Annotated in this window: 14 protein-coding genes and 1 pseudogene; 7 read left to right on the top strand and 8 right to left on the bottom strand. The window is 71.8% G+C overall.

The genetic code is table 11. From position 1 onward, the window contains the following. Positions 1-2 precede the first annotated feature (2 nt). The 4 genes from ACP4E5_RS33585 to ACP4E5_RS33570 all read left to right on the top strand — a co-directional run bounded on the left by ACP4E5_RS33585 (position 3) and on the right by ACP4E5_RS33570 (position 2,846). Positions 3-767, top strand: a complete 765-nt coding sequence (locus ACP4E5_RS33585; protein ID WP_425835328.1) for an SDR family NAD(P)-dependent oxidoreductase — start codon at positions 3-5, stop codon at positions 765-767. 175 nt (positions 768-942) lie between these two features. Beyond that, positions 943-1,182: a hypothetical protein gene (locus ACP4E5_RS33580; RefSeq protein WP_425835326.1), complete on the top strand. Its 240-nt coding sequence runs from the start codon at positions 943-945 to the stop codon at positions 1,180-1,182. A gap of 51 nt (positions 1,183-1,233) precedes the next feature. Then, positions 1,234-2,388, top strand: a complete 1,155-nt coding sequence (locus ACP4E5_RS33575; protein ID WP_425835324.1) for a chymotrypsin family serine protease — start codon at positions 1,234-1,236, stop codon at positions 2,386-2,388. A gap of 11 nt (positions 2,389-2,399) precedes the next feature. Then, positions 2,400-2,846, top strand: a complete 447-nt coding sequence (locus ACP4E5_RS33570) for a hypothetical protein (RefSeq protein ID WP_425835322.1) — start codon at positions 2,400-2,402, stop codon at positions 2,844-2,846. A 120-nt stretch (positions 2,847-2,966) separates the two neighbouring features. On the opposite strand, the pseudogene ACP4E5_RS33565 reads toward ACP4E5_RS33570, so the two are convergent. Continuing rightward, positions 2,967-4,405: pseudogene (locus tag ACP4E5_RS33565) on the bottom strand (hypothetical protein). 276 nt (positions 4,406-4,681) lie between these two features. Between ACP4E5_RS33565 and ACP4E5_RS33560 the strand changes: the two are divergent. Next, positions 4,682-6,517: an endonuclease/exonuclease/phosphatase family protein gene (locus ACP4E5_RS33560; RefSeq protein WP_425835320.1), complete on the top strand. Its 1,836-nt coding sequence runs from the start codon at positions 4,682-4,684 to the stop codon at positions 6,515-6,517. A 13-nt stretch (positions 6,518-6,530) separates the two neighbouring features. On the opposite strand, the gene ACP4E5_RS33555 is transcribed toward ACP4E5_RS33560, so the two are convergent. The 4 genes from ACP4E5_RS33555 to ACP4E5_RS33540 are packed head-to-tail and all read right to left on the bottom strand — an operon-like array spanning position 6,531 to position 8,460. Continuing rightward, positions 6,531-7,283, bottom strand: coding sequence for an SRPBCC family protein (locus ACP4E5_RS33555; protein WP_425835318.1), 753 nt, complete (start codon positions 7,281-7,283; stop codon positions 6,531-6,533). A gap of 24 nt (positions 7,284-7,307) precedes the next feature. After that, on the bottom strand, positions 7,308-8,012 hold the full coding sequence (locus tag ACP4E5_RS33550; protein ID WP_425835316.1) for a hypothetical protein: 705 nt from the start codon (positions 8,010-8,012) through the stop codon (positions 7,308-7,310). Beyond that, the gene (locus ACP4E5_RS33545) at positions 8,009-8,164 is read right to left on the bottom strand and encodes a hypothetical protein (protein ID WP_425835314.1); all 156 of its coding nucleotides are present in this window, start codon (positions 8,162-8,164) and stop codon (positions 8,009-8,011) included. The genes ACP4E5_RS33550 and ACP4E5_RS33545 overlap by 4 nt, the downstream gene beginning before the upstream one ends. Further along, on the bottom strand, positions 8,161-8,460 hold the full coding sequence (locus tag ACP4E5_RS33540) for a hypothetical protein (protein WP_425835313.1): 300 nt from the start codon (positions 8,458-8,460) through the stop codon (positions 8,161-8,163). The genes ACP4E5_RS33545 and ACP4E5_RS33540 overlap by 4 nt, the downstream gene beginning before the upstream one ends. 212 nt (positions 8,461-8,672) lie before the next feature. Here ACP4E5_RS33540 and dapA point away from each other — a divergent pair, with 212 nt between their 5' ends. Both dapA and ACP4E5_RS33530 read left to right on the top strand, forming a co-directional pair. Then, complete coding sequence (dapA, locus tag ACP4E5_RS33535) at positions 8,673-9,578, top strand: 4-hydroxy-tetrahydrodipicolinate synthase (RefSeq protein ID WP_425835311.1); 906 nt, start codon at positions 8,673-8,675, stop codon at positions 9,576-9,578. Between the two features lie 65 nt (positions 9,579-9,643). After that, a complete protein-coding gene (locus ACP4E5_RS33530) occupies positions 9,644-9,967 on the top strand; it encodes an SCO4225 family membrane protein (protein ID WP_425835309.1) in 324 nt (107 codons plus the stop codon). Positions 9,968-10,039: 72 nt separating this feature from the next. Here ACP4E5_RS33530 and dapD read toward each other — a convergent pair whose 3' ends face one another. The 3 genes from dapD to ACP4E5_RS33515 all read right to left on the bottom strand — a co-directional run bounded on the left by dapD (position 10,040) and on the right by ACP4E5_RS33515 (position 11,983). Beyond that, complete coding sequence (gene dapD, locus ACP4E5_RS33525) at positions 10,040-11,029, bottom strand: 2,3,4,5-tetrahydropyridine-2,6-dicarboxylate N-succinyltransferase (RefSeq protein WP_425835307.1); 990 nt, start codon at positions 11,027-11,029, stop codon at positions 10,040-10,042. A gap of 94 nt (positions 11,030-11,123) precedes the next feature. After that, the gene (locus ACP4E5_RS33520) at positions 11,124-11,663 is read right to left on the bottom strand and encodes a TetR/AcrR family transcriptional regulator (RefSeq protein ID WP_425835305.1); all 540 of its coding nucleotides are present in this window, start codon (positions 11,661-11,663) and stop codon (positions 11,124-11,126) included. After that, the gene (locus ACP4E5_RS33515; RefSeq protein WP_425835303.1) at positions 11,663-11,983 is read right to left on the bottom strand and encodes a DMT family transporter; all 321 of its coding nucleotides are present in this window, start codon (positions 11,981-11,983) and stop codon (positions 11,663-11,665) included. The genes ACP4E5_RS33520 and ACP4E5_RS33515 overlap by 1 nt, the downstream gene beginning before the upstream one ends. Positions 11,984-12,083 lie beyond the last annotated feature (100 nt).

The following is a 12,083-nucleotide window of genomic DNA, read 5'->3' as shown; positions in this document are numbered from 1 at the left end:
ACATGACTTCCGTGAACCTGCAACCGTCCGATCGCCGCGTACTCGTCTCCGGGGCCTCGCGCGGCCTGGGCCGGGCGCTCGCCCGCGCCTTCGCGGCCAACGGCGACCGGGTGGCCGTGCACTTCGGTTCGCGGGAGGACGAGGCGCGGGCCACGCTCAACTCCCTTGCGGGGGACGGCCATGTCCTCGTCGGCGGCGACATCTCCGACCCGGCGGGCGCGGCATCCGTCGCCGAACGCGCGGCCGAGGGCCTCGGCGGCCTCGACGTCCTGGTCAACAACGCGGCCGTCAACCTGCCGCACCCGCCGGCCACCACCTCGTACGAGGAGTGGACCCGGCTGTGGCAGAGCCACGTCAACGTGAATCTGCTCGGCACGGCGAATCTCAGCCACCTCGCCGCGCGCCGGATGATCGAGCAGGGCACGGGCGGCCGCATCGTCAACATCGGCTCGCGCGGCGCGTTCAAGGGCGAGCCCGACCACCCGGCGTACGGGGCGACGAAGGCCGCCGTGCACGCGCTCGGCCAGTCCCTCGCGGTGGCCCTCGCGCCGCACGGGATCGGGGTTGCGTCGGTGGCGCCCGGCTTCATCGAGACGGAGCGGGTGGCGCACCGGCTGACCGACGAGGTGCGCGCGCAGAGCCCGTTCGGCCGCGTGGCGTCGGCCGAGGAGATCGCCGAGGCCGTCCTGTGGCTCGCCTCGCCGGCCGCGCAGTGGTCCTCCGGCACCGTCCTCGACCTGAACGGCGCTTCGTACCTGCGTACGTGACGTGTGACCCGTGACCCGTGATCCTGGAACCGTGACGCGCCTGGCGGAATCTTCGTAAAGAAGGTCAACAGGCGCATCTCACACCCAAGGCCAAGATTTCACGCAGAACGCCTTGACCGGACTGCCGTGCGGCAATAGACAGACGACAGCAGACAGTTCAGGGGGAGCGAGCCGAATGGACGTACGTCAGGCACGCGGCCTCCATGAGAGCCGGCTGATGAAGCTGGCCAATGTCACCGGAGTCGGGACCGGGAAGGACGAGCACTCGGGCGAGGACGTCATCGTCGTCTTCGTGACCCGCAAAGTGCCCCGCGACCGGCTCCGTGCGGAGGACGTCATCCCCGAAGCGCTCGACGGGGTACCGGTGCGTGTGCTCGCGATCGGCGATGTGCACGCCCAGGACGACGAGGCGTGAGGGGACCCTCCGCACTTCAGCGGTAGGTCAGGGGAATAGAGGTGGTCTGGCGTGCGCCAGCCCGAATTGATGCGCGGACCGGCCGGAGGGCAGCTCAGCGACAGCTCCCGGCAGCAAGCGACGAGCGATTTCCTGCGGCGCGAGGCGCCACTTGCCAATGTGGTCGGCTTCGGCCACGGCGTGAAATGGTCGAACGGCGAGCCGACGGGCGAGGAGGCCGTCCTCGTCTTCGTGACCCAGAAGGTTCCCGAATCCCTGCTGCCTGAACGGGATGTGATCCCGCGTCAGATGGATGACGGGACCCCGACCGACATCGTGGCCGTCGGCCACATCTCCGCCCAGCGCCGACAGAGCCGCCCCTCCGGAGCCCGCTCCGAGGACGTCACGTACGACCCCGACGGCGGTATCGCCCAGCAGTTCTCCGGCCTCGCCCAGCCCCGGCTCGAGGAGCTCGGCGGGCTCGGGACCTTCGAACCGCAGCAGCTCGTGCGCCGGATGCGACCGTGCCCCTCCGGGTTCTCGGTCGGCAACGTCGCCATCACCGCGGGCACCCTCGGCAGCGTGGTCTACGACTTCCTGCCGGGCGCCACCGTGGACCCGCCGGGGCCCGGCCTCGGCACCCCGGCGAAGTTCTACATCCTCTCCAACAACCACGTCCTCGCCGACTCCAACCGGGCCCAGCTGGGCAGCGCCATCGTGCAGCCCGGCCGGTTCGACGGCGGCACGGACCCCGCGGACCGCATCGCCACGCTGTCCCGCTTCATCACCATCCAGTTCGCCCCGCAGACGCCGCTGGAGCGGCAGAACAACGTGGTCGACTGCGCGCTCGCCGAGGTCCAGTTCCAGGACGCCACGCGCGAGCAGTACTTCAGCGGGGCGCCGCGCGCCTGGCGCCGCAAGGCGAACGTCGCGGTCGGCGACCTGGTGAAGAAGACGGGCCGCACGACGAACGTGTCCTTCGGCCGGATCGTCTCGGTCGACGCCACGATCGACGTCAACTACGGCACGGCGGGCACGGCCCGCTTCAAGGACCAGATCCTCACCACGAACATGTCCGCGGGCGGCGACTCCGGTTCGCTCGTGACGTCCTACGACAACGTGGCGGTCGGCCTGCTGTTCGCGGGGTCGTCGACGGTCACGGTCGAGAACCACATCGAGAACGTACGCACCCTGCTGCGTATCGAGATCTCCGAGCAGCTGGCATAGGAGGTGACGTCATGACCACTCAGGCACGCAAGGGCAAGGGCCAGTCCCGCGCGGAACACCGCTTCCACAATCCGCAGGGCGCTGAGGTCAAGACCCGCGACGAGGCGTTCGCCGCGCAGCGCGAGGTGACCGCGGAGGCGCTGACGGTCGACTGCAAGCTGGAGCTGAACAACGGCTCGGTCACCTTCGCCATCACCGCGAAGATAAACCCGAACACACACCCCTTCGTCGTGACCGGCGGCCAGATCACGTCGGGCATCTGCGGGGCCCCATGGGACATCACGGGCGGCTTCGTCGGTGACACCATCCGCCTGGACGCGAAGCGGGCGGGCCAGGGTTCGTGCGCCTCCACGATCACGGTGGTCGGCGAGTACCAGAACCCGCCGTCCTTCAGGGGCACGTACGGCTTCGACGGCGCGTCCTCGTCCTTCAAGCACACGACGCGCTATCTCTGCTAGGCGCACAGCGCCCGGCCGCCGCGTCCAAGCGGCGGCCGGGCGCATTTCAAGCCCCTGCGGCGATTGAGCAGCGGGGCCCGGGGCAGAGCCCCGCGACCGCAACCGCGGCGCCACGAAACCTCAACTCCCGCCGGCGGACCTCGCCTTGAACGCCGCCTTGCGCGCCTCCTTGGCCACCTTCTTGTCCGGGTGAAGCCGCCCCATCGCCTCCAACACGTCGGCCGTGGCGGGGTGTTCGACCCGCCAAGCCGCCGAGAAGAACCCACTGTGCTGCGCGGCAAGCCCCTCCACGAGAGCCTGCAACTCGTCCGAGTTGCCCTCCAGGGAGAGCTGCGCGGCGATCGTGTCGACGGTCAGCCAGAACACCAGGTCCTGCGACGGCGCGGGCACGTCCGAGAACCCGTGCTCGGCCAGCCACACCCGGGCCAGCCCACCCAGCTCCGCGTCGTCGAGCACCTCGCGAAGCGCCGGCTCGGCCTCCGCGCCGACCAGCGAGAGCGCCTGCTGGCAGCGCAGCCGCCGCAGCGGCGCCCACTCGTCCGCGCCGCGCGCCGCACCCAGCAACTCCCGCGCCGCGGCCAGCGGTTCGCGCCGCGCGAGCCACTGCTCGATCTCGACCTGCGCCGCGGCCTGCGGGAACGTGGCGGTGCCGTCGAGCAGCGCGTCGGCGCCCTTGTCGGCGAGGTCGCCGACGGCCGGGGCGTCGAGGCCCGCTTCGAGCATCCGCGCCCGGACCCCGTACAGGCCGAGGGGGGTGAGCCGCACCATCCCGTAGCGGGACACGTCGGCGTCGTCGACAGGGTCGGCGACCGACTCGTCGGCGTCGGCCATGAGCGCCTCGTCGACCGGCTGGAACTCCACGAGGCCGATCGGGTCGAGCAGCCGGAACTGGTCGTCGAGCCGCATCATCGCGTCCGAGACCTGCTCGAGCACGTCGTCGGTGGGCTCGCCCATGTCGTCGGGCACGATCATCGACGCGGCGAGCGCGGGCAGCGGCACGGCCTCGTCGCCGGCGCCGCCCTCGCTGACGGTCAGCAGATACAGGTTGCCGAGCACGCCCTCCAGGAACTCGAACTCCGCCTCGGGGTCCCAGTCGAGCTGCGAGAAGTCGATCTCGCCGCCCTCCTCCATGGCGCCGACCAGGTCGTCCAGGTCGGGCACGCTGGCGTCGGCGAGCACGGTGTCGAGGGCGCCCAGCCACACCGACAGCACGTCGGAGGGGCCTCCGGAGCTGAGCGTACCGAGCTCCTCACCGACCGCGACGGTGCCCTCCTCCTCGTCGACGACCTCCACGAGGCCCGTGTCGACGGCGACGCGCCAGGCCTCGCTCGCGTACGCGGCGCCGTCAGCCTCGTCGACGGCGCCGGTGAGCCCAAGCTCCGCCGCGGCGGCGGACAACTGCTCCTCGACGAGTTCACCGCCCGCGCCGACCCGGGTCTCAGGACCGGCCCAGCGGGCGAGCCGCACCGCGCGGGACAGAAGGGGTGTGGCAAGGGCGTCCCGCGCCAGCTCCGCTTCGGCGGGCAGCCGCACCGGCGGCAGGGGGAGCTGTCTGACATCGGCTGGTTCTCCTCAAGGGCGTACGTTGCGACCGCCAAGCGTAGACGGATTTGCACCCACGCCGCCGGGTTCATGTACCGGTCAGGTTCCCCTCACGCCACCGACATCCGTGGAACCTTGACAACTCGCCGGCTCAGGACGGAAATTGACGCGCGTAGAAGTACACGGGGGCGTACGAAGCCCACGGCGCGCGCCGTGCCGTCCCCGTGGTCCCAGGCCCTGCTCCGCCACCACGTCCCGGCACGCGCCGGCCGCACGTTCCCGGAGGAACCCGTATGCCGAGCAAGCCCGCCCTGTCCCGCTCGCGCCTCGCCGCGCTCGCCGTCGCCTGCGCCGCGGTGTCCGGCACCCTCGTCACGCTCCCGGCCGGCGCGGCCACCGCCGCCGGCGTCGCCATCCACGACATCCAGGGCGCCACCCGGATATCCCCGCTCGCCGGACAGCAGGTCACGGGCGTGACGGGGGTGGTGACGGGCGTCAGAACGTACGGCTCGTCCCGTGGCTTCTGGTTCCAGGACACCAAGCCGGACGCCGACCCGGCCACCAGCGAGGGCATCTTCGTCTTCACGAGTTCCACGCCCACCGTGAAGGCGGGAGACGCCGTCACCGTCTCCGGAACGGTCTCCGAGTACGTGCCCGGCGGCGCCTCGTCCGGCAACCAGTCGCTCACCGAGCTGACGAAGCCCACCGTGACCGTGAACTCGTCGGGCAACCCGGTGCCGGTCACCACGATCAGCGACAAGTCGGTCCCGAGCACGTACGCGCCGCAGGGCGACCCGGCGGCGGGCGGTTCGATCAACAAGCTGCCGCTGCGCCCGAGGGCGTACGCCCTCGACTACTACGAGTCCCTGGAGGGCCAGAACGTGCGCGTCGGCTCCTCCCGGGTCGTCACCGCGTCCGACGCGTACGCGGAGCTGTGGGTCACGGTGAAGCCGCACGAGAACCGCACGAAGCGCGGCGGCACCCGCTACGCCTCGTACGAGGACCAGAACGGGGGCCGCCTCCAGATCCAGTCGCTCGGGACGGTCGACGACTTCCCCGTGGCCGACGTCGGCGACGTCCTGACCGGCTCCACCGAGGGCCCGCTCGACTTCAACCAGTACGGCGGATACACGCTGGTGGCACGGGAGTTGGGGAGCCTGAAGCAGTCCGGCCCCGAGCCCGAGACGACCCGCGCGCAGAAGCCGGGCGAGCTCGCCGTGGCCACGTACAACGTGGAGAACCTCGACCCGTCCGACGCCACCTTCGACGCGCACGCCGCCGCGATCGTCGACCACCTGCGCTCGCCCGACATCGTGTCCCTGGAGGAGATCCAGGACAACAACGGCGCCAAGAACGACGGAACGGTCGCCGCCGACGCGACGATGGGCAAGCTCATCGACGCGATCGTCGCCGCGGGCGGCCCCCGCTACGACTGGCGTTCGATCGACCCGGAGAACAACAAGGACGGCGGCGAGCCGGGCAGCAACATCCGCCAGGTCTTCCTTTTCAACCCGCAGCGGGTCTCCTTCACGGACCGCGCGGGCGGCGACGCCACCACGCCGGTGGGTGTGACCAGCGCGAACGGCAAGGCGGCGCTCACCGCCTCCCCGGGCCGCGTCGACCCGGCGAACACGGCATGGGCGAACAGCCGCAAGCCACTGGCCGGCCAGTTCACGTTCCGCGGCAAGCCCGTCTTCGTGATCGCCAACCACTTCGCGTCCAAGGGCGGCGACCAGGGCCTGACGTCCCAGTACCAGCCGCCCGCGCGCTCCTCGGAGACGCAGCGGCACGCGCAGGCGACGGTGGTGAACACCTTCGTCAAGGACATCCTGAAGGCGCAGCGGGACGCGGACGTGATCACGCTCGGCGACATCAACGACTTCGAGTTCTCCGGCACGACGCAGCGCCTGGAGGCCGACGGCGCGCTCTGGTCGGCGATCAAGTCCCTGCCGAAACAGGAGCGTTATACGTATGACTACCAGGGCAACAGCCAGGTCCTCGACCAGATCCTGATCAGCCCGTCGATCGCGGCGAAGGACGCGTTCGCGTACGACAGCGTGCACATCAACAGCGAGTTCCACGACCAGATCAGCGATCACGACCCGCAGGTGCTGCGCTTCCGTCCCTGACGGGGCGGGCGCGTCACGCGAAGACCCGCGCCAGCCAGTCGGCCCACTCCGCCTCGTTCCGCCCGGCGTCGGCGTCCACCGCGAAGTCGTGGACGCTGACACCGAGGGGCGCGCCCCAGCGGCCGCGGCCGAAGAAGCGGTACAGGGCGTCGTCGGTCCGCAGCCCCACGAAACAAGCGTCGCGGTAGTCGAGCACGGCGTCCAGGGCCGCTCCGGCCGGGCCCTGGACGCGGACCCGCGCGCCGTCCCTCGCGTCGGCGGGCAGGCCGAGCGCGCGGCCGACGGCGGTGAGCGCCTCGCGGTTCGCGGAGGCGCCGGGCCCGTCGAGCGTGGCGAAGGCGATCGGGCGGCCCGCGAAGTACGTCACGTACTGGCGCAGCGTGTGCAGGTAGAAGTCGGTGTGCTTGTCGGCGCCGTCGTAGAGGTCGCCCCAGTTCTCGGTGAAGACGCCGCTGTGGACGTACCGGACCCGGGACCGGCTGCCGCCGTCGCGGGGCTCGATGGCCCAGTCGATCTGGTTGAGCGGCTGACCGGGCGGCAGGGCGGTCGGGTCGTCGGAGCGGACGGTGAGCCGGCGCGGCGGGTCCCACACGGTGAGCACGGAGCGGAAGGGGCCCTCGCCGCCCTCCTTGGGCTCGAACTCCATGGGCCACAGCCAGCCGCCGGACCCCTTGGTGACGGCGTCCCACAGCTGCTGGGGGCGGGCGTCGACCTCGAACTCGCGCGGGATCTCGAACGGCTTTCCGCCGCCACGGGACCCGCTCATGACCGCCGCCCTCGTCGCATGGACCTACGGTCCCACAGGTCGCCCCGGCCCGCCCCCGCGCGACTGTCCACCCTCGTCCGTCCCCCGCCCCAGGCGTGCCAACTGCCCCTGGAACCAGTCGAGTCGGGCCTGGAGCAGCGCCGCCTCCGCGGCCAGTTCCGGCATCCCGGGGGCAGGCCCGGGCGGCCCCGCGCCCGGCGCGGCGCGCACCCGCAGCCCGTCGCCCGCGAGCCGGGCGAACGCCTCCAGGGTCCAGCGCGGACGCCCGCCCACGCACCCCGCGCACGCCGCTTCCAACACCAGCCGCCCGGCGCGCCCCCACCCGGCGTCCGCGAGCACGGCCGCCTCGGCGCCGCACGGGCACGGCCCGAGGGTGGCGGCGCGCACCCGCTGGCGCCCGTAGCGGAAACCGCGCTCGAACCGGATGTAGGGACCGAGGACGGAGACTTCGAGCAGCACCGCCCTACGGTGCACGGACTGCACCAACAGCCCTTCCGCGCACCGGCGTTCGTGGACGCAGTGGAATCCGCAGTCGCAGCGCCGGTGCGGTGCGCGGTGCCGCCGCCCGTACACGCAGCGCGCCTCGTCGAGCACCTTGTAGGGCGCGGCGGCGCCGAGCGAGACACCCAGAAAACCGGCGCCCGCACCGTCCGCGTCGAGCACGGGGTGGGCGATCTTGTAACCGGTGGGCGGCTCCGTCGGACGCTCCTGTGGGAGCCGCAGCCTCATCGCGCGGCCGGGACCTCGGCGGGCTCCGGTGCAACATCGCGCACGGCGACCTCGACGACCAACTCCTGTTCCCGCCCGTCCACTTCGGGGCGCTCGCTCTCCCGCGGCGCTTCTTCGGCGATTCCGGTGGCGAGTGCTTTGCCGAGCCTCATGGTGCCTCCCCTGAACGGCCTTCGGCGACCCGGTTGCCGGTCACCGGCCTCTCATGGTGGCGCATACGACCCGATTTGGCACCAGTGCGTTCGGCGTCCTGGACGAGCAGGGCGTGCTCGTCGGCCACCACGGCCTCGGCCACGGCGACCGCCCGCTCCCCCGCGAGCCGCAGCCCGGCCTGCGACCAGGGCGCGGGCGCCGGGTGTCGGCGCCGCCACCACACGGCGCATGCCGCGTAGATCCCACTCGCACACATCACCGCGGGCGCGGCAAGCGCCATCACCACGTCTCGCACCACACGCACCTCGCCAACGGACCAGCGTCTTCACTGCGGTTCATCGGGTTCCCGCTGTGCCGCCTGAAGCACCCATCTCAGCCAAACCGGACGCTGGACGTCGAATTCAAGCCCCGCCGTTCCGCTTCCGCCTCGACACTTCAGCGGTGCTTCGCACCACCTCGTAGCAGAATTAAGTGGAGCTACATCGCGCCCGGGCCGACACTCCCCTCATGACCGACGCAGCCCCGCACCCCTCCCCCTTCAACCGCGCCCTGTGCGCCATGGTCACGCCCTTCACACGGACGGGTGCGCTCGACCTGCCGGCCGCCCGGAAGCTGGCCGATCGGCTGGTCACCGAGGGCTGCGAGGGCCTCGTCCTGTCCGGCACGACCGGCGAGTCACCGACGACGACGGACACGGAGAAGGCGGACCTCGTACGCGCGGTACGCGAGGCGGTCGACGGCCGCGCGAAGGTCGTCGCCGGCATCGGCACGCCCGACACCCGCCACACCGTCGACCTCGCCCGCCAGGCCCAAGAGGCGGGCGCCGACGGCCTGTTGGTGGTCACCCCGTACTACAGCCGGCCGCCGCAGGACGCGATCGAGGCCCACTTCCGCACGGTCGCCGACGCCACGGACCTGCCCCTGATGCTGTACGACATCCCCGGCCGCACCGGCACCCGCATCGAGCCGGACACGATGATCCGGCTCGCCGACCACCCCCGGATCGTCGCCGTGAAGGACTGCGCGTACGACCTGCTGGGCACCCAACGGGTCATGTCCGAAACGGACCTGGCGTACTACACGGGCTGCGACGAGTACGTCCTGGCGCTCTACGCGCTGGGCGGCGCGGGCTATGTCTCGACGGTCTCGAACGTGGCGCCCGCCGCCTTCCGCGCCATCATCGACGCGTACGACGCCGGCGACACGGCGGAGGCCGCCCGCCGCCAGCGACTCACCGTCCCCCTCACCCACTTGATGATGAACGCGGGCCTGCCCGGCACGGTCACCGCGAAGGCCCTCCTCGGCATCCCGGTCCGCGCACCCCTGCGACCCGCCGGCCACGAGGCGACCGACGGGTTGCGGGCGGCGTGCGAGCGGCTGCTCAGCGCGCGAACCAGGTACGGATACTCATGACGTGACCGCGGGCCCGGCGTGACCATGGGGTAGAAGGCACCATCACCCACGGGGAGACGAGACCGATGAACGCCCGCACCCTGCTGCGCCTGACCGTCACCAATCCGGTGTCCGCGATCTACCTCGGCCTCGTCGGCGCGTCGGTCGTGTTCGAGATCGTCGTCGTGCTCACCTCGTCCGACCCCGGTTTCGTCGGCGTCTGGCCCTTCTTCTTCACCGCCCCCACGTCCCTGGTCGCGGTGGCGGTCATCGACGCGATCGGTGGCGTGGACGCCCATTACTGGGTCCTCACCGTCGGCCTCGCGGTGAGCGCGCTGCTCCAGTCCCTTGCCCTCGGTGCGACCTACGAGGGACTGCGCGGCCGCCTCCGACCGGGGCGGCCCGCCTGACGTCCCCCGGAAAACGGACGAGCGCCCTCCCGTGCGTACGGGAGGGCGCTCGCCTGTACCGGCTGACGCAGGTCAGTTGTGGCTGTGCAGCACCTCGTTGAGGCCGCCCCACACCGCGTTGTTCGGGCGGGCCTCGACCGTGCCGGTCACCGAGTTGCGGCGGAAGAGGATGTTGGAGGCGCCGGAGAGCTCACGGGCCTTGACGACCTGGCCGTCGGGCATCGTCACGCGCGTGCCCGCGGTGACGTACAGGCCGGCCTCGACGACGCACTCGTCGCCCAGCGCGATACCGACGCCCGCCTCGGCGCCGACGAGGCAGCGCTCGCCGATGACGATGCGGACGTTGCCGCCGCCGGAGAGCGTGCCCATCGTGGAGGCGCCGCCGCCGATGTCCGAGCCGTCGCCGACGACGACACCGGCGGAGATGCGGCCCTCGACCATCGACGTACCGAGCGTGCCGGCGTTGAAGTTCACGAAGCCCTCGTGCATGACCGTCGTGCCCTCGGCGAGGTGCGCACCCAGGCGGACGCGGTCGGCGTCGGCGATGCGCACGCCCTTGGGGGCGACGTAGTCCGTCATGCGCGGGAACTTGTCCACGGAGGTCACCTGGAGGTGCAGGCCCTCGGCGCGGGCGTTCAGCCGAGCCGTCTCCAGGTTGTCGACGGCGACCGGGCCGAGCGAGGTCCAGGCGACGTTGGACAGGAGACCGAACAGGCCGTCCAGGTTCTGGCCGTGCGGCTTCACCAGGCGGTGGGAGAGCAGGTGCAGGCGCAGGTACGCGTCGTGCGCGTCGAGCGGCTTGTCGTCGAGGGACGCGATGACCGTGCGGACGGCCACGATCTCCACGCCGCGGCGGGCGTCGGGGCCGATCGCCTTCGCCGCGCCCGCACCGAGCAGCTCCACGGCCTTCTCGGCGGAGAGCTTCTCGGTCCCGGCCGGTCCCGGCTCGGCGTCGAGCCCCGGGGCGGGGAACCAGGTGTCGAGAACGGTGCCGTCGGACGTGACGGTGGCGAGGCCGGCGGCGACGGCGCCGGTGGAGCGGGGAGCAGTGGTGTCGGTCATGGCCCCAAACTTAATCGGCACGGCCCCGCGGAGGCGAACCCGGTCGTCCCCCCGTCTCACCTGCCGGGCGCCCGGCACTCACCGGGAACCGGCCTCACGGAATCAGCCGCTCCAGCATGTCCCGCGTGTACCCGGCGTCGTACTCGCCGCCCGTGAGCAGCACTTGGAGCGAGATCCCGTCCATCAGCGCGACCACTGCCCGCGCGGTGACCGGGTCGGTGCGCCGGGAGACGACCTCGGCGAGCTCCTCGCACCACTCGGCGGCGACGGGCCGCAGCGCCGGCCTGCGCAGCGCGGCCAGGTACAGCTCGTACTCCAGCTCCACGCCGTCCCGGTCCCCCGCCAGCCACTCGCCGAGCACGGCGGCCAGCTCGGCCGGCAGATCGCTGCGCGCGTCCTCGATGGCGTGGTGCGCGGAGAGGACCTTCGCGAAGCCCTCGTTGGCCTGCCGCAGCGCGGCCACCATCAGCTCGTCGAGTGTCTTGAAGTGGTACGTGGTCGAGCCGAGCGGCACGTCCGCCTCGGCGGCGACGGAGCGGTGACTGAGCCCGCCGATGCCCTTCGAGCCGACCACCCGGATCGCGGCGTCGATGATCCGCTGGCGGCGCTCGGGGTCGTAGCGACGCGTCCCCATCAGTGCGCCCCGCCCACATTGAGCAGCACGACCCCGCCGATGACGAGGGCGATCCCGCCGACCTTGGCGAGTGTCAGGCCCTCACCGAGGAACAGCATGCCGATCGCGGCGATGACGGCGGTGCCGGCGCCCGCCCAGATCGCGTAGGCCGTGCCGATCTGCACGGTCTTCAGCGTCTGCGCGAGCAGCGCGAACGCGACGATGTAGCCGGCGACGGTGAGCAGCGAGGGCCAGAGCCTGCTGAACCCCTCGCTGTACTTCATGGCGGTGGTGGCCCCCACCTCGGCGGCTATGGCGCCGGCCAGCAGCACGTATCCCATGTGTACGAGTGTACATAACGGTGGCACGAAAAAGCCCCGCCGGCGATCGGGGCGTGCGGTCGCGGGGCTCTGCCCCGGACCCCGCGCCTCAATCGCCGGC

Origin of the sequence: Streptomyces fractus, from assembly GCF_049844455.1 — a bacterium.
GTDB classification, from domain to species: Bacteria; Actinomycetota; Actinomycetes; order Streptomycetales; family Streptomycetaceae; genus Streptomyces; species Streptomyces fractus.
This window is presented reverse-complemented; position numbering and strand designations above follow the sequence as displayed.

Bases quoted from the DNA above. Each gene is read 5' to 3' on its own strand.
- ACP4E5_RS33585 (WP_425835328.1), top strand. From the start codon at position 3: ATGACTTCCGTGAACCTGCAACCGTCCGATCGCCGCGTACTCGTCTCC.
- ACP4E5_RS33580 (WP_425835326.1), top strand. From the start codon at position 943: ATGGACGTACGTCAGGCACGCGGCCTCCATGAGAGCCGGCTGATGAAG.
- ACP4E5_RS33570 (WP_425835322.1), top strand. From the start codon at position 2,400: ATGACCACTCAGGCACGCAAGGGCAAGGGCCAGTCCCGCGCGGAACAC.
- ACP4E5_RS33560 (WP_425835320.1), top strand. From the start codon at position 4,682: ATGCCGAGCAAGCCCGCCCTGTCCCGCTCGCGCCTCGCCGCGCTCGCC.
- ACP4E5_RS33555 (WP_425835318.1), bottom strand. From the start codon at position 7,283: ATGAGCGGGTCCCGTGGCGGCGGAAAGCCGTTCGAGATCCCGCGCGAG.
- ACP4E5_RS33550 (WP_425835316.1), bottom strand. From the start codon at position 8,012: ATGAGGCTGCGGCTCCCACAGGAGCGTCCGACGGAGCCGCCCACCGGT.
- ACP4E5_RS33545 (WP_425835314.1), bottom strand. From the start codon at position 8,164: ATGAGGCTCGGCAAAGCACTCGCCACCGGAATCGCCGAAGAAGCGCCG.
- dapA (WP_425835311.1), top strand. From the start codon at position 8,673: ATGACCGACGCAGCCCCGCACCCCTCCCCCTTCAACCGCGCCCTGTGC.
- ACP4E5_RS33530 (WP_425835309.1), top strand. From the start codon at position 9,644: ATGAACGCCCGCACCCTGCTGCGCCTGACCGTCACCAATCCGGTGTCC.
- dapD (WP_425835307.1), bottom strand. From the start codon at position 11,029: ATGACCGACACCACTGCTCCCCGCTCCACCGGCGCCGTCGCCGCCGGC.
- ACP4E5_RS33520 (WP_425835305.1), bottom strand. From the start codon at position 11,663: ATGGGGACGCGTCGCTACGACCCCGAGCGCCGCCAGCGGATCATCGAC.
- ACP4E5_RS33515 (WP_425835303.1), bottom strand. From the start codon at position 11,983: ATGGGATACGTGCTGCTGGCCGGCGCCATAGCCGCCGAGGTGGGGGCC.